The 20998-nt window shown below is 40.4% G+C and carries 17 protein-coding genes, 1 tRNA gene and 1 pseudogene; 2 read left to right on the top strand and 17 right to left on the bottom strand.

The genetic code is table 11. From position 1 onward, the window contains the following. Window positions 1-7: 7 nt before the first annotated feature. The 9 genes from ACEW80_RS30620 to ACEW80_RS30580 form a co-directional block, all read right to left on the bottom strand. Window positions 8-706 carry a M48 family metallopeptidase gene (locus ACEW80_RS30620; RefSeq protein WP_373530216.1) on the bottom strand — a complete coding sequence of 233 codons (699 nt, stop codon included), beginning with the start codon at window positions 704-706 and terminating at the stop codon, window positions 8-10. Continuing rightward, window positions 703-1167 (bottom strand): hypothetical protein, encoded by a 465-nt coding sequence (locus ACEW80_RS30615; protein WP_373530215.1) that lies wholly within the window; start codon window positions 1165-1167, stop codon window positions 703-705. Before ACEW80_RS30615 ends, ACEW80_RS30620 begins: the two co-directional genes overlap by 4 nt. Further along, window positions 1134-1511 (bottom strand): macro domain-containing protein, encoded by a 378-nt coding sequence (locus ACEW80_RS30610; RefSeq protein WP_373530214.1) that lies wholly within the window; start codon window positions 1509-1511, stop codon window positions 1134-1136. Before ACEW80_RS30610 ends, ACEW80_RS30615 begins: the two co-directional genes overlap by 34 nt. A 25-nt stretch (window positions 1512-1536) precedes the next feature. Further along, window positions 1537-2619 (bottom strand): HigA family addiction module antitoxin, encoded by a 1083-nt coding sequence (locus ACEW80_RS30605; protein WP_373530213.1) that lies wholly within the window; start codon window positions 2617-2619, stop codon window positions 1537-1539. 26 nt (window positions 2620-2645) lie between these two features. Further along, a complete protein-coding gene (locus ACEW80_RS30600; protein ID WP_292754256.1) occupies window positions 2646-2945 on the bottom strand; it encodes a type II toxin-antitoxin system RelE/ParE family toxin in 300 nt (99 codons plus the stop codon). A 336-nt stretch (window positions 2946-3281) separates the two neighbouring features. Further along, the gene (locus ACEW80_RS30595; protein WP_373530212.1) at window positions 3282-4637 is read right to left on the bottom strand and encodes a restriction endonuclease subunit S; all 1356 of its coding nucleotides are present in this window, start codon (window positions 4635-4637) and stop codon (window positions 3282-3284) included. Further along, the gene (locus ACEW80_RS30590; RefSeq protein WP_373530211.1) at window positions 4606-5670 is read right to left on the bottom strand and encodes a hypothetical protein; all 1065 of its coding nucleotides are present in this window, start codon (window positions 5668-5670) and stop codon (window positions 4606-4608) included. Before ACEW80_RS30590 ends, ACEW80_RS30595 begins: the two co-directional genes overlap by 32 nt. Continuing rightward, a complete protein-coding gene (locus tag ACEW80_RS30585) occupies window positions 5670-7205 on the bottom strand; it encodes an N-6 DNA methylase (RefSeq protein ID WP_373530210.1) in 1536 nt (511 codons plus the stop codon). The genes ACEW80_RS30590 and ACEW80_RS30585 overlap by 1 nt, the downstream gene beginning before the upstream one ends. Before the next feature lie 86 nt (window positions 7206-7291). Continuing rightward, on the bottom strand, window positions 7292-7720 hold the full coding sequence (locus ACEW80_RS30580; RefSeq protein ID WP_334843858.1) for a MerR family transcriptional regulator: 429 nt from the start codon (window positions 7718-7720) through the stop codon (window positions 7292-7294). A 36-nt stretch (window positions 7721-7756) separates the two neighbouring features. Between ACEW80_RS30580 and cas12k the strand changes: the two are divergent. Then, a pseudogene (gene cas12k, locus ACEW80_RS30575) lies at window positions 7757-9710 on the top strand (type V CRISPR-associated protein Cas12k). A gap of 420 nt (window positions 9711-10130) precedes the next feature. Here the strand turns inward: cas12k and ACEW80_RS30570 are convergent. From ACEW80_RS30570 to glcD, 5 genes are all read right to left on the bottom strand, one after another. Next, window positions 10131-10202, bottom strand: a tRNA-Lys gene (locus ACEW80_RS30570). Between the two features lie 63 nt (window positions 10203-10265). Further along, a complete protein-coding gene (locus ACEW80_RS30565) occupies window positions 10266-12515 on the bottom strand; it encodes a GAF domain-containing protein (RefSeq protein ID WP_373530209.1) in 2250 nt (749 codons plus the stop codon). A gap of 546 nt (window positions 12516-13061) precedes the next feature. Next, complete coding sequence (locus ACEW80_RS30560) at window positions 13062-13631, bottom strand: hypothetical protein (RefSeq protein WP_373530208.1); 570 nt, start codon at window positions 13629-13631, stop codon at window positions 13062-13064. After that, a complete protein-coding gene (locus tag ACEW80_RS30555) occupies window positions 13631-14869 on the bottom strand; it encodes a glycoside hydrolase family 10 protein (RefSeq protein ID WP_373530207.1) in 1239 nt (412 codons plus the stop codon). Before ACEW80_RS30555 ends, ACEW80_RS30560 begins: the two co-directional genes overlap by 1 nt. Window positions 14870-15098: 229 nt before the next feature. Next, on the bottom strand, window positions 15099-16571 hold the full coding sequence (gene glcD, locus ACEW80_RS30550) for a glycolate oxidase subunit GlcD (protein ID WP_373530206.1): 1473 nt from the start codon (window positions 16569-16571) through the stop codon (window positions 15099-15101). Window positions 16572-17064: 493 nt separating this feature from the next. On the opposite strand from glcD, the gene ACEW80_RS30545 reads away from it, so the two are divergent. Beyond that, the gene (locus ACEW80_RS30545) at window positions 17065-17613 is read left to right on the top strand and encodes a hypothetical protein (protein WP_373530205.1); all 549 of its coding nucleotides are present in this window, start codon (window positions 17065-17067) and stop codon (window positions 17611-17613) included. A 305-nt stretch (window positions 17614-17918) separates the two neighbouring features. Here the strand turns inward: ACEW80_RS30545 and ACEW80_RS30540 are convergent, their stop codons facing one another. From ACEW80_RS30540 to ACEW80_RS30530, 3 genes are all read right to left on the bottom strand, one after another. Continuing rightward, the gene (locus ACEW80_RS30540; RefSeq protein ID WP_373530204.1) at window positions 17919-18386 is read right to left on the bottom strand and encodes a hypothetical protein; all 468 of its coding nucleotides are present in this window, start codon (window positions 18384-18386) and stop codon (window positions 17919-17921) included. A 15-nt stretch (window positions 18387-18401) separates the two neighbouring features. Beyond that, a complete protein-coding gene (locus ACEW80_RS30535) occupies window positions 18402-20264 on the bottom strand; it encodes a S8 family serine peptidase (RefSeq protein WP_373530203.1) in 1863 nt (620 codons plus the stop codon). Window positions 20265-20540: 276 nt separating this feature from the next. After that, window positions 20541-20998 (bottom strand): amino acid ABC transporter ATP-binding protein (locus tag ACEW80_RS30530; protein WP_373530202.1); only part of this gene is annotated, 458 nt, incomplete at its 5' end.

The following is a 20998-nucleotide window of genomic DNA, read 5'->3' as shown; positions in this document are numbered from 1 at the left end:
CATTTTTCTAAAGGTTATAAATTGCCCCATTCTCAGCTAACCACTGCTTCCGCTCAAGATAATCTGGCACAATACGCTCCACCCTATGCCAAAATGCAGTGCCGTGATGCGGTTCAATTAGATGCACCAGTTCATGAACTGCCAAATACTCAATCATCGTTCGTGGTAGCATTGCCACTCGCCAGTGAAAATATAAATCCCCTTTGTGTCCGCAAGAACCCCAACGATTACCTAACTCACGTACTTGTATTGAACGAGGTGAAGTAATAATTCGTTTAATCAGTGTGGCAATTTGTTGTTCTACAATTGGCTGAAGGTGTTCCCGATACCACTGAATAAAGTGTTCTCGACCTTGAGCTTGTGCTGGGCATTGTAACTCAAAGCGGCTTTGATAGAGTCTGAGAGATGGCTGTTGTTGAACTTGCTCTACTACTTTGAGGCGATAGCTACGTCCTAGATAATAAAAACCTTCACCTGATACGTATTCTTTAACGCTAGCTGGTGGATTTAATGACTCTTTTGTTAAAAGTTTGCTGTAAATCCAGTAACGTTTCTCGCTGACAATTCTTTCTAATGTTTCTATTGGTACTTCTGGGGGAGAAGCTAAGACTAATTTACCGTCACGTTCAACGGTAATACCTACAGTGCGGCGTTTGGAAGTGTGGCGAATTTCAAAACTCAGGTCGCCAAAGGTGATGCTTGTCATGCCATTAAATTATCACGATTTCTCCTAGCTAATTGGACTAATTTATCGGCGACTTCTTCGAGTTGGTTGTAACTCACTAAATCATGATCATCCAAGTAGCCTGCTATCCACCTTCTTAAATCCTCTTGGACTATTTGGCTACCCCAATTTACCCGTCGTACTTCTTGGCGGATATGTTCGACAATTTCCACAGTTGCTTGAGCAAGTTCGGGGAGTTGTTTTTGGGAATATTCACCTAAAATGTTGAGAAATGGCATTTGAGTTTTGGGATCTAATCCAGTATCATCTGTAGTACGACCAGCTTGGATTTGTTCTATATACTTCTGCAATGCCTCAACTTTTGCTTCCCAGTTATCAGCTAAAGATTCCAGAATTTCTGTTAGTTTTTCACTTAAATTTTTGTAGTAAACTGGGTCTTCTTCATAATTTACGCTGATATGGTGACGAGCAGCAAATTCCATTTCTGCTGCTTGGGCTTTAATCGAGCGATGGCGCTGGACATGGGTTTTAAAATCCAGAGTCCACTTTTAATATCTTCTATCTTTGAATTATTTCTCCAATGGCGCTTTGTGGGGAAGTTGATAATATATCTGGGGTTTAATAAGCTACCTGTTGCTACGGTAAACATCCGCCCTGGCTGGACTTCATTAGCTTTACAGGCTTTCTCATAGTGGCGGAAGTTTTCAGGATAAGCTTGCTTGAATTGCAAGGCAATCCCTTTGCCCATGACACCAACACAATTAACAGTGTTAACTAGAGCTTCTGCTTTTTCTTCTAATAAGTTGCCTTGCTTAAATTCAAACATACTTATGTTAACCAACTATGTCAACCTAGTTATCAATCCAATTTTCCAACAGAGGGCTGACTTTCACGAGTAACGGTCTCAAGTTTTTATGGTCAACTAATTTGTCATGCTGTAAACGACCAAGAATGATCCCTGGATATCTGCGATGAGTGTAAGCAAATTCTTCAATTGCTTGACGAGAGAAGTATTTTTTAACCCCGGAAACAAAAACCTTAAAGGCTTGAGGTTCTATCAACCAGTTAGCAGCTTCTTTATCAGCTTCTTTCTCTTTGTCATTGTCTTCTAAAGCATCTAAGTTATCTAAATAAATCCCTTGATGTCCTAAAACAATATGTGCTAACTCATGCATAAGAGTAAACCAAAATGAGTCAATCCGGTCATATCTCAATGTCAAGGCAATAATTGGTTTATCGTTCAAGTAATAAGCTGCACCATCGAGATAGGTTTTTTTTAGATGAGGGACGATTACAAAATGTACTCCTAAATCTGCTAGCAATTTAGGAATCCGTGCAATAGTTTCTACTTGTTCAGCACAAGCAAGAATTTCAGGAATAGCAGCTTCTAGTTGCTTGCGGTCAAATTTAGCAACTGTTTGTTGTTTGGCTCGATACTCAACTCGTTTTACCCAAGCTATCCGAGAGGTTTCTTCTGGTTCTCTATGTTCGGAACAACGAAAGTTAACTGCTAATTGGGGTATTTCATTTAAAGACGAGATTCCGAGATAATTACAGACTTGCTGTTCTAATTCATCAATCGAATCTGTTGCTTGAATCCACCTATTTTTGATGAGTTCGGAGATGGGGGCTATTGTATACAATCGACTTTTACGAGCTATATCTTGCTCCTTTTTTTCTTTTCCTGCTAGATGAAGACGATATTTTGCCTCAAGGTTTGTCCAGAACTCAGGAGAAGTCCCCAAAGCTTGGGAGAGTTCGATAGCTGTTTCTGGTGTAATTTGCTTACTTCCCCGGATAATTTCGTTGATGGCTTGAACTGGACGACCCATAATTTCTGCTAAATCTTTCTGTGTCCAGCCACGCGCTTCTAATTCTCTACTTAAAATTTTTCCTGGTGTTGGTACTCTCGCTGGTGTTAGCTTCTGGCTCATATTGCTGTCTCCCCTGCTGATAAAGGTTAGTGGTAATCTTCGATATCGATTATTGTGAGGTAATGTCCCTGTTCATCCTCATCCACTGTCACAATTAGACGCCACTGGTCATTTAAACGTAAGGAACGTTGTCCTTGTTTTCCTCGTTTACCTTTGAGTTTCTCAAATCTCAACCCTTTTAGAGCATATAATTCTCGCTCATCGACAGCAGCATCAATAATCGCCATGACTTCAAAAAAGTCATCAACCACACCTGGGTATTTATGAGCATCTTTTTCTTCTGTGTAAAGTGCTTCGAGTTTGTTTTTTTTAAAATAAAAACGCAAAGCTCCCCCCAATGTAAATGCAGCGGATTCTGCATTATATTAAAGCTAAATTCAGCTTTGGGGTGAATCACTGATATTTTAATTTTAAATCTTAATGTGATAAGAATTTTAAGCAGTTTGTAAAGATTGTCAGATTATCTTGAAAGTTAGTGCAAACCTAATACTGTCAAGGGTTTAGACATTTTCCTCTAACCACATACCTTGCTTGAACCTCATCATCTCCTCTTGATAGTACAAATATACTATAACAGCAAGCTAAGGGCAAGTTATCCATACCAATGGCATAGGCATTAGGTCATATTGGTATTGAAGCTGCAAAAGCTTTTTACTGTTGGATTATCTGATTGTGCTAACTCGCACTTTTCCGGTTAATAAATCTTGCATCAGCCCCTGTTTTTGGAGTTTGAGCTTGTTAAGGTAAGCTTCTTCTGCGCGAATGCGGGTATCGTGAGTATCAAGTATTGCTTGAATTGCCCTTTGCTTTTCAATTGAAGGTTTGGCTATCAGTAGCTTTTGAAGCTCTCCGACATTAAAGTGCTGTTGAGCTAACCCACCTTGTACACGAAGAACTTGACCTTTTCCAGAATCTGAATTAATCCACGTTGCAAGAAATGCTGAATCAATTTCTGCACTTGGGCGAGAAATAATAATGTCAACGCAATTAGCACCATCAAAGTCAGGAGAAACAACACAAGATGTTCCTGGGTAGCCAGTACGAACGGTAAGCACGTCTCCTGTACGGATCATACTTTTAGCAAGTATTCGGTTTGATTGTTCAGACATAAATACTAAGTCTGAAGGGTCTAAGCCTGCTTCACGAACATTTGCAGAACGCAATACAGGAACTCCAGAGGGCTTATAATACTGTGATGGTCTGATAACAATTCCAACAACTATTTCTTTACAAACGGATTCACAAGTCCCAACTTCCCAATCTTTTGGAATTTTTCCCAATAAAGAATCTTTGAAATGTTCAGGATGCGCCTGTGGATCTCTCAATTTGCCATTCTCATCTAACCCGCGTGTGAGCAAGTCTTGTAATAGTCCGGCTTTAGTTTGTTTAAGTTTTATAATAAGGGAGGATGTGCGGGCGATCGCTTCATCCACCGTATCCAAAATCTCAGCAATACGTTGCTGTTCTGGAATTGGAGGTAATCTCAGTATAATTGAGCTAAGTACAGGAACCTGGATAGTCTTAATTGTTGTTGCTGAAGTTTCTAAATCAAGTTGATTTTGGAAAATATCTGATGAAAGGAAATGCCTTGCGTATTGAGATAGTACCAACAACTGGTTAAATTGAATACGTATTAAATTAGCAGTTATTACTGCTCCTTTTAAAGCATCTGGAACAACAGAAACTTTTCCCATTGTTCCTCTAACAGACATCACAAAGTCACCAGGTTCAAGTTTTACTTTATGGAATCTGTTTGCTGTACTTTCAGAAACATATCGATATAATTCAAATCGTTCTTCTAGCCTTCCATCATCCAAAATCAATTCCCCTCGAATTTCAGGGACACCTTTTTCTACATATTTGATTCCGTAGTATGTTGGATAACGATACAAAAGTGTGAGAACACTTCCAAGATTTACAACATCCCAATCTTTTGGAATTTTACCCAAAGGCGAATCCTTAAACTCCTCATTCTTGACCAAAACCTCACGCATACCCCAACCCCTGCAAAAACTCATTCAACTTCTTCACTGCTGCATCCCGTTCCACCTCAATATCTTGCAACGTCACCCGATATTTATCCCACCAATTCTCTACCGCCGCAATTACCTGCTGACGATGTGCGGTAACATATCGCTCCAATTCAGCAATTAACCCATCTTTAAAAATTGCTAACACCAAATCCTGACAATCTTCATCAGTCAATGCAGCCCGCGCAGCTTCCAAACGCTTCACCAACTCATTCTTTAATGTCTTTAATTCTGCTTTTTCTTCCCTCAACTGCTTACCAATTTCCTTATAGGGTTCCAGTTGGGCTTCTATTTCAGCAATTTCCGCTTCATTCTCTTCAATAAAAACCTCAAGTTCAGCAATTTTATCTTTATTTAATAAAGGTGTCTTCTTTAAAATCTTGAGTTCTTTCTTCGGCTCTTTAATCGAATTTTTTATATACTTAAGGTCTTTCTCTAAATCCTTGACAATATTAACCGCTTCTGATTCTTCACCTTCTTCAGCATCCGCCTCAGCTTCCTCTCCCTGCTCAAAAGCTAACTTTTGCTGTTCTAATTCTGCAATTTTCGCCTCAGCCTCAGCAATGTCTTGTAAATAATCCGGCATCAACCGCCCGACCAATTTATGATTTAGAGGGTCAAATTTTCCCTGCTTTTTCTTCTCATCATCATCTTGCTCTAAAGCATCTTTAATCGTATCTACCCAACTATCAACTAAACCACCAAAACCTGACTCTGATAAACTTCTTAGTTCATACCTCTGTTCATTCCACCAACTAGCAACCACACCCGCCACTTTAAAGCGGTCAAGTAATCCCACAGGTTGCAAACTATCCACAAAAGAACTAAAAAACTCAGCACGGAGTTCCATCACCTTTTTGGTTTTCGGCAAGTCACCCAAACTGGTCGAGTGTACTTGCCACCAAGCAGCAAACACACTATAAAGTTTGCCTTCTTGCTGCTGCACACCAGCATCAGATTCTATAAAACTTTTGATCTGCCCTCTTTCGCTAATTGCAGAAATAAAATCCAAATAATCCACTAATTCCTCTCCGCTACAATCCTATTGGGATCAAACCCATGTGCTGCCAATAATTCGCGCTTCGCTTCTACCTCAGCCTTGGGAATTCCCCCAAATAAATGCGCTTTTACATCTTGTGGTTCTGGTGGTGGTGCATTATCAGCATAGCGGCGGATATTACAGTTGTAACCTTCTTCTGCCAATTTTTCTTTAGTTACTACTGCCGAATATCCCGGTAAAGACACAAAATTTTCAAACACCCAGGAAATCTTTTCGATATGTTCAGGGCGCAAATAATTTTGAGCGCGACCTGCATAATATTCAGCATCAGCATTAATAAACAAAACTTTTCCCTGGCGTTCAACAGGTTTTGCCCCTTGTGGACACATCACCAAAATACAGGCGGGGATACCAGTGCCATAAAACAAATTGGGTGGTAAGCCAATCACCGCCTCTAATTGATCATTTTTAATAAAACTCTCCCGAATTTTCTTTTCTTCTCCGCCGCGAAACAGAACCCCATGCGGCATTACCGTCGCCATCATCCCATCAGTTTTGAGAACAGCTAACATGTGCTGGGCAAACATCAAATCTGCTTTTTTACCCGTCTCAGGACAATAACCATGCGTAAAGCGTCCAGGAAATTGCATTCCCTCGCGGCTATAGTTTTGAGAAAAAGGCGGATTACTGATTACTCTGTCAAAGCTTATTAGTTCACCGTCAGCAATATGCAAGGGATTAAACAGAGTATCATCATTATGTATATCTGCATCTCGAATGCCGTGCAGCAGCATATTAATTTTGCAAATTGCCCATACGCCGCCGTTATTATCCTGACCGTATAGTGCTAAATTTCTGGCATCACGACCGCATTCTTCTACATATTGCTTGGACTGAATTAACATTCCCCCTGAACCACAACAAGGATCATAAACTGACATCCCAGGTTGAGGTTTTAACAGGCGCACCATCAGCTGCACTACTTCACGCGGCGTATAAAACTCCCCCCCTTTTTTCCCGGCTGAATCTGCAAACTCTTTAATCAGGTACTCGTAAGCCGCACCCAGCAAATCAGGAAATACAAAATCCTCATTTCGCAAACGATATTTATTGAAGTGTTTAATCAGTTCGCGCAACTTGACATCAGGAATCCGATTTTTACCGGCTTGACGATTAAAATCAATATGTTTTAATACACCTGTCAGGGCTTCGTTACTTTCCTCAAATGCCGTCAAAGCATCATTTAGCCCTTGTCCGACGTTTTTATGTAGCTGATCACGAATATATGCCCACCGCGCTTTTTCTGGTACAAAAAAAGTTTCTTTGTAAGTGGTGGGGTTTTCTGCCCTCATGTTTGCTTCTTCTTGTGTCCTTCCCCTTTGCAAATTCTGCTGCAAAATCTGCTCATACTGTGGCTCAAATACATCCGAGGCGCGTTTTAAAAAAAGCATCCCGAAGATGTATTCTTTGAAGTCCGAAGCGTCCATTTTTCCCCGCAGAATATCCGCAGCAGAAAAAAGATGGCGTTCTAGTTGCGGCAGCGTGAGTTTGCCCATAGTAGATGCTGAGATTGCGACACTAATGCTTTGCCAGTATATCTCTTGTTAAGAGACACTCCAACACACTTCCAAATTGCTGAAGTCTAATCTTTCAATTTGCTGGCTATACGCTCGTGTATGGTATCTAACCATACTGGAATTACAGGTTGACCTGCTTTTATTTGGGCGATCGCTTGTTCTAATTCAAACTCTACAAGTTCGAGCGATCGCTTGTGATTGTCTCGTTGGAGCATCCACCGCGTACCTTTCCCAGATTCAAATAATTCTGGTTCCTTGTCTTTCAATGTTTTAAGCGTAGTATTAGCAACATCAAAATTTAGCCCCATAGACAAAAAATATAACATTGCTGCCAGTTCAATCAAATTCGGCTTTGAGTAATAAATACTACGCCCTATTCCAGTCTCACCGATAACAGGCATAACTACACCCTTTTCTCGCCAGTATTGGAGCTGGCGCAGAGTGCAGCCTGTGATTTCAGCAGCTTGTTTACTCGTAAAAAAAGTTTCCTGCATGAAATCATTTTATGCACAGCATTTTATTAAACATATATGTTACAATTGAACATATATGTTTATAATTTAAAATCGATGAGTCAAAACACGATTCAGTGTCGTCTTGTCGCTAGTGTTGTTACTCGCCAACAGCTATGGAAGCTCATGGCAGATAAAAACACTCCACTGATTAATGAATTACTGCTTCAAGTAGCTCAAGATCCTGACTTTGAAACCTGGCGACAAAAGGGAAAAATACCTACTGGGATAGTCAAGCAACTGTGTGCAGTACTCAAAACCGACTCTCGCTTTATTGGTCAACCAGGACGGTTTTACACAAGTGCGATCGCTAGAGTTAACTACATCTACAAATCTTGGTTAGCGCTGATGAAAAGGTTGCAGTACCAACTGGACGGTAAAAATCGCTGGTTGGAAATGCTCAAAAGTGATACTGAATTAGTAGAAGCCAGTGGTGTTAACTTAGAAAGCATTCGTCTCAAAGCTACTGAAATTCTGGCTCAAGTTACACCTCAGTCTGATATGGTTGAACCACAACCAGCCAAAGGCAAAAAACGTCAAAAAACTAAAAAATCAAAAGATTCAGATAGCGATCGCACTGTCTCCAAGAGCCTATTTGAGGCTTACAGCAACACAGAAGATAACCTAACTCGTTGTGCTATCAGCTATTTGCTTAAAAATAGATGCAAAGTGAGTGAGAAAGAAGAAGACCTAAAAAAGTTTGCCCAGCGTCGGCGCAAAGTAGAAATTCAAATTGAACGTCTCACGGAACAGCTAGCTGCTCGAATTCCTAAAGGAAGAGATTTAACCGATACGAAATGGCTAGAAACTCTAATTATTGCCACTCAAAAAGTTCCTAGCAATGAAGATGAGGCGAAATCATGGCAAGACAATTTATTAAAAAAACCTAGTAGAGTACCTTTTCCAGTTGCTTTTGAGACCAATGAAGATATGACTTGGTTTAAAAACAAAGATGGGCGTATCTGTGTAAAATTCAATGGTTTTAGTGAACATACTTTCCAAATATATTGTGACTCTCGTCAACTCCATTGGTTTCAACGTTTTTATGAAGACCAGCAAATCAAACGAATCAGTAAAAAACAGCACTCCAGTAGCCTATTCACTCTCCGAAGTGGACTTATTGCTTGGCAGGAAGAGGAAGGCAAAGGCGATCCTTGGAATGTTAACCATTTAAATTCTCTACTGTTCTGTAGATACTCGTCTGTGGACAGATGAAGGAACAAACCTAGTTAGAGAAGAAAAAGCAGAAGAAGTTGCTAAAATTCTCACCAAAATTAAAGCCAAGGACGACCTCAATGACAAACAGCTAGCTTATATAAAAAGGAAAAACTCCACATTAGCCAGAATTAATAACCCTTTTCCTCGTCCTAACAAGCCTTTATATAAAGGTCAATCTCATATTCTTGTTGGTGTTAGCTTTGGTCTAGAAAAGCCTACAACAGTAGCAGTCGTTGATGGCTCTACAGGTAAAGTGCTTATCCACCGGAGTATTAAACAAATACTTGGTGATAATTACAGACTGCTTAATAGACAGCGACAACAAAAGCACTCGTTATCTCATCAACGCCAAATAGCTCAAACGCTTGCTGCACCAAATCAATTGGGAGAATCAGAGTTAGGGCAGTATGTAGACAGATTGATAGCTAAAGAAATTCTAGCGATCGCACAAACCTATAAAGCTGGTAGTATCGTCCTCCCTAAGTTGGGCGATATGCGAGAACAAGTTCAAAGTGAGGTTCAAGCCAAAGCTGAACAAAAATCAGACTTAATAGAAGTTCAAAAAAAGTATGCCAAACAGTATCGAGTTAGTGTTCATCAGTGGAGTTATGGCAGATTGATTTCTACCGTTAAAAGTCAAGCAGCTAAAATCGGAATTGTCATAGAGGAGGCAAAACAGCCGATTCGAGGTAGTCCACAAGAGAAAGCGAAAGAATTAGCGATCGCAGCTTACCATTCCCGCAAAATAAACTGATTGACAAGACACCGAACCTTGAGAATAGAATAAGAATATTCAACAGCGCCGCAGTTCATGCTTTTTACAAGCCTCTGTGCTGTGTAAATTTGGGTTAGTTTGACTGCTGTTAAACAGTCTTGCTTTCTGACCCTGGTAGCTACCCACCTTGATGCTGCTGTCCCTTGCGGACAGGAATAAGGTGCGCCCCCAGTAATAGAGGTGCGGGTTTACCGCAGTGGTGGCTACTGAATCACCTCCGACCAAGGAGGAACCCACCTTAATTATTTTTTGGCGAATCAAAGCGGGGTCAATTTCTCTGGGGTTCTGCCAAAAGTTTAAATCGCTTGTTTAATGAGGTTTATATTAATTAGTGAAAAGTGACATTAATCTGTTAACAGTGACAAATAATTAGTTAATGTACATAAAATACCTAAAAAGTGGGTGACCTGAGATTCGAACTCAGAACCAATAGATTAAGAGTCTACTGCTCTACCGTTGAGCTAGTCACCCGCACAATTAACAAATATAGCAAACTTCTGGCATATTTGCTAGTACAGCAGACCAAAAAATCAATTAAAGCGGAAATTTGATGCTGAAGGTGGTTTGACCTGCTGCACTATTTACACAAATTGAGCCGCCTAAATGTCTGACCATTTTCTGCACTAATGCCAATTCCAATCCAGTGCCGCTATGTTTCCAAGGATCATGTTTGGAAAGGTGATAAAAAGGCTCAAAAATTCGTGACAGTTCGTTGCTGGTAAGCTCTATTCCTGAATTAGTAATATTAAGCTCTACTGCGTCCCCTGTCAGATCAGCACAGACTATTATGGATTTGCCTGCCGGGGTATATTTGCAGGCATGGTTAAGCAGTTCGGTAATAATCCGCTCTAAATCTGTGATATCTGTCTCTAAAGGCGGGAGTGCCTGATCAACACTCAGGTTTAACTGTTGCCGCTGGAAGAGAGTGAGGTCTCGAAAAGATTCAACAATGGGATGAAGCCAGGTTTGTAAGTCAATAGCAATCAAAGTTGGGGGAGCGGGTTCGGCTTCCAGAGACGTGAGTGTGAGCAGATCGTTAATTAACTTGTTTTCTCGCCCACACTCGTTATGTAAAATCTGTAAGAGTTGCGGAAGTATTTCTATATCTAATATTTGTTCTGGTGTGAGAACACTTTCGAGAGTTTGGGCTGCGAGGCTGATGCTAGTTATTGGTGTCCGCAGTTCTTGGGACAGGGTTCTCAGAAATTCGTTTTTTAGCTGATCGCGTTTTTCTAGTTCTTTAACCTGTGCCTGGGTTTGTTCATAAAGCTGGGCTTGACGAATGGCGATCGCACATTCATTTGCTACCTGCTGTACTAGTTCAATTTCAAATTCATCAAAGGCATCTTGTGTTGGTCTTGTTAGCCAAATATTTCCCAAAATCCCTTGAGGATCGAAAATTGGACAAGCCATCTGGGACATAACCAGCAAGTTGGGTCGCCATCCAGGCACAATTTCCAAAAATTGCAAAGGTTGTTTTTGCAACAGCGGCTGATAAACTTCGAGACGGTCTGCAATCTGTCTGGTCAATCCTTGAGACTGAGGTAAGTTAGTGGTGTACTCGTAGGTAATAGTAACCAGAGTTTGGCAAGTGCTGTAGAGTTCAATTTGGCAACGATCAAGGTTCAGTAACCGTGCTAATTCCTGGGTAACTGTTTGCAACTCCTGACTTTCATTTACACTGTCGCGGATTTGTTCTCTGATGCGTCGCACCAATGCTTCAAAATGTCGCATCTGCTGCAACTGATTTATGTGCTTTTGTTTCTGTAACTCGATCTTTGCCTTGAGATATTCAGTCTGCTGACGAAGTTCTGCCTGCCCAGCAGCAATGCCAATTTGAGTTGCCAACTGCTTGAGCAAGTCAGTTTCTGTTTGCTGCCATTGACGCGCTTGGTGGCAATGTTGGGCAATCAACAGTCCCCACATATCTTGCTCTTTAAAAATCGGCACGACTAGATTAGCTCTTATTTGCAAAGAAGCGAGGAAATTTATATGGCAAGGATGCAACCCGGCTGCATAAATATCTTCGACAACTTGAATGCAACCCCGCCCGTAGTGTTCTCGATGTTTGCCACTAAAGCAGGGATCGGTAATGTTTTTTCCCAACAGTGGCTCACTAGCAGCTAGAGTTGATTCGGCAATGATTACCCCACTGCCATCAGGCTCAAAGCGATAAATCAGCACGCGATCGCTTTTCAAAAATTGCCGCAGTTCAATTGTAGTCTGATGCAGAATTGTCTCTAATTCTACAAACTGGTGAATTCGCCCAGCGATCGCTTCTAGTAGTTGCTCCCGTTCAGCTTGGAGTCCAACTGTTTGTTCTGCTTGCTTAACAGGGGTAATATTGCTACTAGTACCAATCAATCGATAAATCCTGGAGTTAGTATCCCGTAATGGGGTGAGAGTCGTACTCCACCAAGTAAGAACCTCCTGGAATTGCAAACATTGTTCGTAAGAAATAGTTTTGCCAAATAGCACGCAGTCAGCATAATGCTGACGCACCGTAGCAGCATCAATAGGAGAGAGAATATCCTCTGGTTTTTTGCCCCGGAGATCATCTGAGCGAATACCTATCCACCGCTCATGAGTCGGATTAAGTGCGACATACTGAAAATCTCCATTCTCCAGAACATCTACTACAAATATTGATGCTTGCACAGAATCATACATACTTAGTAGAAACTGCTCGCTACTACTTTTATTGTCTACTTCTGTACCGAATAGAATCTGAGGAGGTGATAGTTGTGTCAACTCTATAGTTAATTCAGCTGGATTTGGATTCATGCGAGAGTCCCTGTCTGGTATTACTGACTCCTCTAGGCGCTCTCTTGTAGTTAGGCTTGTAGTAGATGCACCTTAGCGCCCATAACAAAGTGTTGTCAGCCGTTACTCATCGAAATTTGGATCTTTCTCTACTTCTGATCAGAAATATAGGAAAGCTAATAGGAGCCAGCTTAACAAATCCTGCTTTTTGAATACAAAAATACTTTTGCAGGTTAAAGCAAAGTTACTAAAGTTAATTCTTAACAGTTTTTTAAGATTATTGGATAATAAGTGTAATTATCAAGCTACATCAATTAAGTTTACAATTCTTAATAAACATATTGAGTGAGTGTAAAAATAATACTCAATTGCATCCTTTATAAATAGATGTATAAGTTAAGTCAGGTATTATATATGTTGGCATGAACTAATATGAAGAAAAATTATTTTTTTACAAACGTTCGTGTACATAAATTATCATATCAGCGTCAACAAGGATATGGAAACTCACGTAGGCGTAGCCCGCACTTCTCTACGAGAGGCTGCGCCAACGACTTGGCTCAGTGATCACCGCAAGCATCGCAATTTGTGAGCATTCATTCCTGTGAGGATACCAACCAGCAGCCAAGTGATAGCTAATCCTATGACTTCGCCTAAAAATAACTGTGTCAAGCGGCGCAAAATGAGCCCCACAGCCGAACCCACGGGGACAGCAACAGCCCAACTTGCCGAAGAAACAAATATCCATCGCCACGCCACAGGCTGGGGAATTGCTAACCATTGTGCCAATCCAATCCCCAAGCCGCCAAGTGCACCATAAATTGCCCCAGACAGGATTCTCAGAGGAAGAATCTGATTACTAGGTACAATCCAACCCACAGCCCCAATACCGATAGCGGTGATGATACTCCAACCCAAAATACTTGATAAAATCCATCTAATCCAAAATATAGGTTCTTTGAGAAGACAACCTTGAGGAAGTGCAATTGCAAATCCACCGATAGCTGCTTCGACCACTCCAATATCCGGCTTTTCGCCAACTTCAATTAACAGTAAACTGAATAAAAAACCGCAAAATGTAGCAAAAGTCCACAGCAATGTAAAGCTAAATCTAGTATTTTCAGGCACGAATGGCATCAAAGTTTCTTTGGTTGTAATAATCTGACAGTTTTAGCATTAAACATATCAAAAAAAGCTTTACGTCGCTGTTGGGGTGATTCAGGTACGATGTAACCCCACAGACTCTCCCAGTAAAAAAAGGAGATGCCATCAAAATTGCGATCGCGCACTGCTTGAACCTGTTCTTTAATTTGGGCGATTTTTACAGGATTACCCACCGTTCCCGTTGAAATCCCAATACTTACAGGAATTAAACTTTGAGCTAATTTCACAGATGGTTGTTCTAGTTGAGCGATAAAAGAGTTTTTGTTATTTCGATATACTTGTAAAATTAACTCACTAACTAAACCTTTTTTTACCCAACTTTCCCAGTCTTGCAAATAGTATTTGTAGGCAAAAGCTTGAGAGTTAGGAGACAAAGATATTTTGACTTTCGGTTTAACCGCCTTCACAGCTTGATAGATTTCTGCCATAAAATCAGTAATTTTATCTGCTCGCCAACGCATCCATTCTGAATTAAATGGATTAGTCGGGGGACTTTTACCTTGATGTTCTTGCTGGTAGAGTTGAATAGTGAAGCGATCGTAACCAAACTGTACAGGCATCCCAAAGTGGTCATCAAGCTGAATACCATCGATATCGTAATCCTTGACTACTTCTAAAATTAACGATTGGATAAACTCTTGCACCTGTGGATGTAAAGGATTCAACCAAGCTTGCTTACTCACTAAGCCATTGTCGATTTCTTCTGGTGGAGCATCTTGGATAGAGTTTAGACCTTTTTGCCCAATTGTTAACCAATCAGGATAACGCTTTGCTAATTGTGAATAATGGGGCGTCATAAACCCATATTCAAACCAAGGAATGACTTTCAAATCGTTATTTTTAGCAAGTATTACTATCTTTGTCAAAACATCCTGTCCAGCGTGCATGAAATTGAGCAAAGGTTGAGTATCTGAGCCTGTAGTCATTTTAGCTACATCACTCTTATAAAAAGTATGTCCTCGGTTCCAAACTACAGGATAAATTGTATTAAAGTTAAGAGCCGATAATTGATTTAAAGCGCGGTTGATACCCCAGGGTACAAATAGTACACCACTAGCAACATTAGTGAGCCAAACGCCGCGAATTTCTGTAGTTAAAGGGCTTGTTTTTTGGGAATAAACGGGCAGTGAAGAGAGTGAAAAAACTGTTAAAGTGAATACTAATCCCAAACACAGTAAGTAAGAAAAATAACGGCGAACAACCCGATTCATTTATAAGCTTGACCTAGTGCGATCGGAATACCTATAACTACAAAATAAATTTGTAATCATCAGGATGATGTGAAGAAATGATGATTAAGAATTCAGGAGTTAGAAGTCAGAAGAGTTGAAATAATACGGAGCCAATTTTGGTCATGAATAGTCTAACGATACCAAAACCTGATAAATTATGACTCCAAACTCCAAAACTCTTAACTTCTGAGTCCTGAATTCTTCCCTCTTAAAATCTTTCCACACCTTCAAATTGTTTGACAGCCGATGCATTTGCGGCTTCTCCACAAGTTCGTGGTGTGGGGAATATCTTTTCAGGATTTGCTAAACCTTTAGGGTTAAAAACTTGCCGCACCCATTGCATAGTTTCTAAATCAACTTGGCTAAACATCTCTGGCATATAGCACTTTTTCTCTGCACCAATGCCATGTTCGCCAGAAATACTACCACCAACTTGGACACAAAGTCTGAGAATTTTTCCACCCATTTCTTCTACTTGCTCTAATGCTCCAGGCAGAGAATTATCATAAAGAATCAGCGGATGAAGATTGCCATCGCCAGCGTGAAATACATTAGCAACACGATAACCATATTGTTTACTTAATACCTCAATTTCATGCAGAACATAAGGCAACCTAGTCCGGGGAATTACACCATCTTGTACATAATAATCTGGGCTTAGATGTCCAGCAGCCGCAAAAGCTGCTTTGCGTCCTTTCCATAATTTCAATCGGGTTTCTGGGTCAGTTGCAGAAGTGACATTACGCGCACCATTCTTTTTGCAAATTTCGGTAATCCGCTGCTTATTCCCTGCAACTTCCACTTCTAAACCGTCAATTTCTATTAGTAAAATAGCAGTAGCATCGCGGGGATAACAATTAGTTGCTACAACATCTTCAACTGCATTGATGCTGAAGTTATCCATCATTTCCATACCACCAGGAATAATGCCGGCGCTGATAATATCAGAAACAGTTGCCCCGGCAGCTTCAACACTGGTAAAATCTGCCAACAGCACACAAATTGATTCTGCACTTTTGAGAATTCGCAAAGTAATTTCTGTGGCGATTCCTAAGGTGCCTTCAGAACCAACAAACACACCTGTTAAATCATAACCAGGCATTTCTGGGATTTGTCCACCTAAATCGATAATTTCTCCTGAAGGTGTAACAATTTTTAATCCTAAAACGTGGTTAGTGGTAACGCCATACTTCAGACAATGTACGCCACCAGAGTTTTCGGCAATATTGCCCCCAATAGAGCAGATAATTTGGCTAGAGGGGTCAGGAGCATAGTAAAAACCAGCACCACTAACGGCTTGTGTTACCCAACTATTAATCACCCCTGGTTGAACAATTGTCTGTTGATTTTCCAAATCAATGCTCAGAATTTGCCGCATTAAGGAGGTGACAATTACAACAGAGTTTTCTACTGGCAAAGCGCCGCCAGATAAACCTGTGCCAGAGCCACGCGCTATGAAGGGTATAGAGTATTGGTTACATATCTTCACAACCCCTGCAACTTGTTCCGTAGTTCTGGGTAATACTACCACAGCCGGACGTTGGCGATAGGCAGTTAAACCATCGCATTCATAAGTAATCAATTCTTCGCGGCGTTGCACGACGCCATTTTTGCCAAGGACAGCCTCGAATGCTTTGATAATGGGTTTCCAGTTGAGTTGTTTTTTATCTTGGGTAAGCATAGTTTCTTAAAATTCACTCTAGTAATATCGTCTTTATATAAAGCTGAATATAACAACCTTGCCTTCACAGGCTTTGTTTCTGTAGTCCCAGGCTTCCAGCTTGAATCCGTTAATATACAGTCTCGCATAGAATTGGTACAAGTAACTCTACATGCTTATAGAGTTAAAAAATCTAAGTGTTCTCCAGATGTAGCTTGCATTTACTCTAGAACACCTTGCATTTATCTAATAGGACAATAAAATCCGCACGCAGGATAACTCTGGAACAGTGGCTAATTATAATTGTAGTTTTGCATTGTCGATAATGTAAAAGCTTATATGGAAACTGAAATAAAATCTCAGCGATTGAACTTAAGTCTCTTTCTTCAAGACGCTAGGCGATCGCCATAGTACATTGGTATTAACTTAAGTAAAAAAGGAAGTAAAAGATGTAATCTAGGAACATCTGATTTGATATTCTAAATATATCAGTTTTAGTATGGTGTGTCAGCTAATGGCTTTAATCAGCTACAACGTAATTTGTAGTGTAAATGTAGGCAAAAGTTTTGCAGAAGAACCAAGAATGATAGCTAGGGAGTGGATTAAAGAAAATATACCAAAAGGTAGCTCAATAGAACAGACGGCGTACACTCCAGATATGAATAAGTTACCTGAGATGAAGTTTACGGTTGTAAAAATACCGTTTATTGGAGGAAGATATGCAGTATTCAAGCAACAGTTTAAAGATAATAAATGGCTTCTTGATAAACTAAAAACTTCGGAGAAAGAGTCAAATAAAGAATGGTACTCTCTTAAAGAGTTAATATCCAGAGAACCTGATTATATTTTGATAAATTCTATGGCTTTTGGTAGATTTACAAATGGAAAATCAAGTTTGTATTATCCTACTGTTAAGCAGTTTTTTGATGAATTAATTAGTGAAAAATATCCTTATAAAATCATCTTTGATCAGGAACTAAAAAAACCTTCAATCTGGATGTATCCTCAAGATTTAGAATTTCTGGATACTAGGATGATTATTCTGGCTACAAAAGACACTTAATTAACTGGTCGTTTACACCTATGTCAAGATAATTACAGTTGAAGTATTAAATTCAAAAATGGCTGATGTAAATTTACCTTCACCTGCTATTTTTGATCCCAACACAGAGGCGATGACTAATCCATACTTTCTCCACCCCGCCACCCCAAACGAATTTTTGCCTCTAAAAGGATTTTAACAGATTTGTGATCAAAGCTAGTGCCAGTCAAGAAGATGAACGCAAGCGATAAGCCTGCGGGATGGCTTCGCTTACCGCAATTAGTGTCAGTCTGGTAATAGCAATCAAATAATTTATCGCCATTATCCTACTCTTCACACAAAATAATCCAACCAATCCAAATCTCGAAACCATAACCGGAATTTCTTTGGTCAATTCGTTTACCAATTACCTTTACCTGTCGATTGATGTATGAAGATAAAATCTCTTGTTCAGTGTTGGTGACGTAAACACTCAAGCTTTCTTGACTAGTTTCCAGATAGAAAGGCATATCTCGTGTGTTAGGGCCGAGTCTCACTGGAGATGTTTGCAAAACACCTATCAGAGTTATTTCGGTATCGGGGCTTTCCTGATAAAACAGTTTGTCTGCAAAAATCTTGAAACTCGGCGTATTTTTTTCCACACAAGTATTAGTTTCCAAAGACGTAGGCTGACTCAATATTTCATTGACACTTACTAAACGGTCTGAAGACTTAAAATCTAATGCAAATCCTAGAGAACCAGCAATCAGGAAGATGCCAACCATCAACATCATAATCAGTTTTTGATTACTCATCTTCCTATAGATCATTTAATTCTGGTAATGGGAAGCCCAGTAAACAACCTGACCACCTGTGGGAACATTGTAACCTCGAATCCGAATCTTCCAAGTACCAGATGCTAAAGCACCCGATACTCTAGCTCGCTCAAATACACTTAATGCCGAGAAACCTCTGGCTCGCTCAACACCTGTGGGATCAATCAGGTGAACATCGACGTCGTTGTGAGCTTGAGATGCAGACTCAGGCCACCACAGGGAAGCATCTAAGTTTTTCTTAGTAGCCCCAATACCAATAGGGATGTCAATAGTAGCACCATTAGTAACTACTATCTTCCCCCAGTTAGCCCAGCCATTAGTTGCCATCTTTAATTTGCCTGCACCTTCAGTATTGTTATAGGGGTAGGATTTTTGTCCATAAAGAATCATGAAGGCATAGGTTTGACCGTTATCGAAGGTGCCAAATTGTCGTAGCCAATTGCGGGCTAGCATGGCTACAGCAGAGGCATACGGTGTTGCTCCACTGGTGCCACTAAAGACCTGAAGTGCTGTGTCAGATACATTACTGGCAGTTTCACTATTGTTAGGAGCTTGGATATCTGGTTTGAAGCGGCCATCAGTAGCTGGTCCACGACCTTGACCATTATATTGTGTTTGATCAGTAGTAGCGAAAGCACCGACTCCCAAAACTTTGTGAGCAATGCCGGGAGAACGGACTGTATTATCGGCAGGGCCAAAATTGCCATTGGCGGAAACGAAAATTATACCAGCATCATAAGCATTATCAGCAGCAGTGGCGATCGCACCAGTTTCAGATTCACTAGCTTGTATTTCTCCCACAAGTACCTTATCGTAGGCAGCAACTCCGCATTGAATAGCTCTAATAGCGGCAGCCGAGTTAAGACCAGCATTAGTATAAATCTGCCAGCTATCTACTAATACTCCAGTTACACCCCGATAGGCATTACCCAGTCGATTGTTACCACTGAGAATTGCCGCTGTACTAGTTCCATGATTCCAGAAGGTATCAAAGGGGTTGTAGCCTGGATTGGAGGTGTTATTGCAATTGGCACCGCCATTAACGGCATCTCGTACCCAGGCAATATTACTGGGAGAGTTAAACAGAATGTGGGTTGGGCGAATTCCAGTATCCAGAAGACCAATCCACGGTTGTGTTAGCCCCAAATTAAAATAGGGATCGGAGACTATTAAACCGCGAGCATCATCAACATCATTGTTGGGAATTGCATCAGGTGGTTTTTCTCCCCCTTGGACTGGTTGAATGTAAACTATATCCGAGGATTGAGCTAATTCACGAATAGCGCCTAAGGGAATTTTACCTACTACAGCATTGACGAGCCAGAAGTGTTGTGTGATCTTAAAGCTACTGAATAGTTTGTTTTGTTTAATCCGGCGCAACTGAGATTCAGTGCGTGTGGCTTGGATTTTTTCAATTGCTTGTTGGCGTTCTTTGCTCACCTCATCCCGCTTTTCCCCTTCTCTCAGTTCTGGCAACAAGGGAATTTGCTGGTCTTCTTGAAAGGTAATAATGACAAAAACCTCGTCACTAAGTTTTTTTGTTTGGAACCATTTATTTAAGACAGGGCTAATCTTCGATGTGGGAACATCTGGAATTTTTTCGGGTTCCTTGTCTCTGGGAAACCTCACCTGGTAAATGTTTTCCTTGGGAATACTGCTACGTTTAAATCTAGTGGCATTACCTTCTCTGGGAATGAATACAGAGTTGACTTGATTTGCTTGGTCTACAGTTACTTGATAGGGATTATAAGGTTCACCGCTGATTTTTTCTGTTACCTGTCCATGAGCCATCAATGGTGATATCAAGACTATAGATAAGCTACCTGTGAATGAAAGCAAGTTTCTTGTCGTTACCATTGGTTTTCATCTTTTAAATGCAAATGAAGCGAGACTAACAATCTATATGGCAGCAATAATTAGACTCAAATCTTTGATAAAATTTAAGTATTAACTACAATTGACTTTTGTTAAAGCCGCTGTTATTTCATGTATACAAAAACAAAAATAGGAGTTACGGAAACAACGTTATAAGTTTATACTTAGTTACAAAATTTATTGATTCTGGAGTATGCACTGCAAACATAGCAATTGCGTAGGCGTAGCCAAAACAGAAAATGCTTTATCAAGTTATTGTTAAAGCATTTTCTCTAAGAACTGCTTGGCGCGATCGCACTTAGGATTATGAAAAAATTCGCTAGGAGTACTATCTTCTGCTAAACTTCCTTCATCAAGGAACATAATCCGATTGGCAACAACTTTAGCAAAGCCCATTTCATGAGTTACGATCGCCATTGTCATTCCAGATAGTGCTAAACTTTTCATGACTTCCAGCACATCTTTAACCATTTCGGGATCTAAGGCTGAAGTGGGTTCATCAAACAAAATCATTTCTGGTTCCATTGCTAATGCCCGAGCTATTGCTACTCGCTGTTTCTGCCCCCCAGATAGTTTGGATGGATAGACAGACGCTTTTGCCTCTAAACCTACCGATTCAAGCAATTCTAAGCCATGTTCTTCTGCTTTTTGCTTGTTTATTCCTTTCACCTTTATGGGTGCGTAGGTGACATTTTGCAGCACATTCATGTGGGGAA

Origin of the sequence: Nostoc sp. (assembly GCF_041747015.1) — a bacterium.
Taxonomy (GTDB): Bacteria; Cyanobacteriota; Cyanobacteriia; order Cyanobacteriales; family Nostocaceae; genus Nostoc.
Note: the sequence above shows the minus strand (reverse complement) of the source record. Positions and strands in the feature narration are given on the sequence as shown.

Excerpts from the sequence above, each read along its gene's own strand:
- ACEW80_RS30620 (WP_373530216.1), bottom strand. The coding sequence starts at position 706 with ATGACAAGCATCACCTTTGGCGACCTGAGTTTTGAAATTCGCCACACT.
- ACEW80_RS30615 (WP_373530215.1), bottom strand. The coding sequence starts at position 1,167 with ATGGAATTTGCTGCTCGTCACCATATCAGCGTAAATTATGAAGAAGAC.
- ACEW80_RS30610 (WP_373530214.1), bottom strand. The coding sequence starts at position 1,511 with ATGTTTGAATTTAAGCAAGGCAACTTATTAGAAGAAAAAGCAGAAGCT.
- ACEW80_RS30605 (WP_373530213.1), bottom strand. The coding sequence starts at position 2,619 with ATGAGCCAGAAGCTAACACCAGCGAGAGTACCAACACCAGGAAAAATT.
- ACEW80_RS30595 (WP_373530212.1), bottom strand. The coding sequence starts at position 4,637 with ATGAGTTTTTGCAGGGGTTGGGGTATGCGTGAGGTTTTGGTCAAGAAT.
- ACEW80_RS30585 (WP_373530210.1), bottom strand. The coding sequence starts at position 7,205 with ATGGGCAAACTCACGCTGCCGCAACTAGAACGCCATCTTTTTTCTGCT.
- ACEW80_RS30580 (WP_334843858.1), bottom strand. The coding sequence starts at position 7,720 with ATGCAGGAAACTTTTTTTACGAGTAAACAAGCTGCTGAAATCACAGGC.
- ACEW80_RS30565 (WP_373530209.1), bottom strand. The coding sequence starts at position 12,515 with ATGAATCCAAATCCAGCTGAATTAACTATAGAGTTGACACAACTATCA.
- ACEW80_RS30560 (WP_373530208.1), bottom strand. The coding sequence starts at position 13,631 with ATGCCATTCGTGCCTGAAAATACTAGATTTAGCTTTACATTGCTGTGG.
- ACEW80_RS30555 (WP_373530207.1), bottom strand. The coding sequence starts at position 14,869 with ATGAATCGGGTTGTTCGCCGTTATTTTTCTTACTTACTGTGTTTGGGA.
- glcD (WP_373530206.1), bottom strand. The coding sequence starts at position 16,571 with ATGCTTACCCAAGATAAAAAACAACTCAACTGGAAACCCATTATCAAA.
- ACEW80_RS30545 (WP_373530205.1), top strand. The coding sequence starts at position 17,065 with ATGGCTTTAATCAGCTACAACGTAATTTGTAGTGTAAATGTAGGCAAA.
- ACEW80_RS30540 (WP_373530204.1), bottom strand. The coding sequence starts at position 18,386 with ATGAGTAATCAAAAACTGATTATGATGTTGATGGTTGGCATCTTCCTG.
- ACEW80_RS30535 (WP_373530203.1), bottom strand. The coding sequence starts at position 20,264 with ATGGTAACGACAAGAAACTTGCTTTCATTCACAGGTAGCTTATCTATA.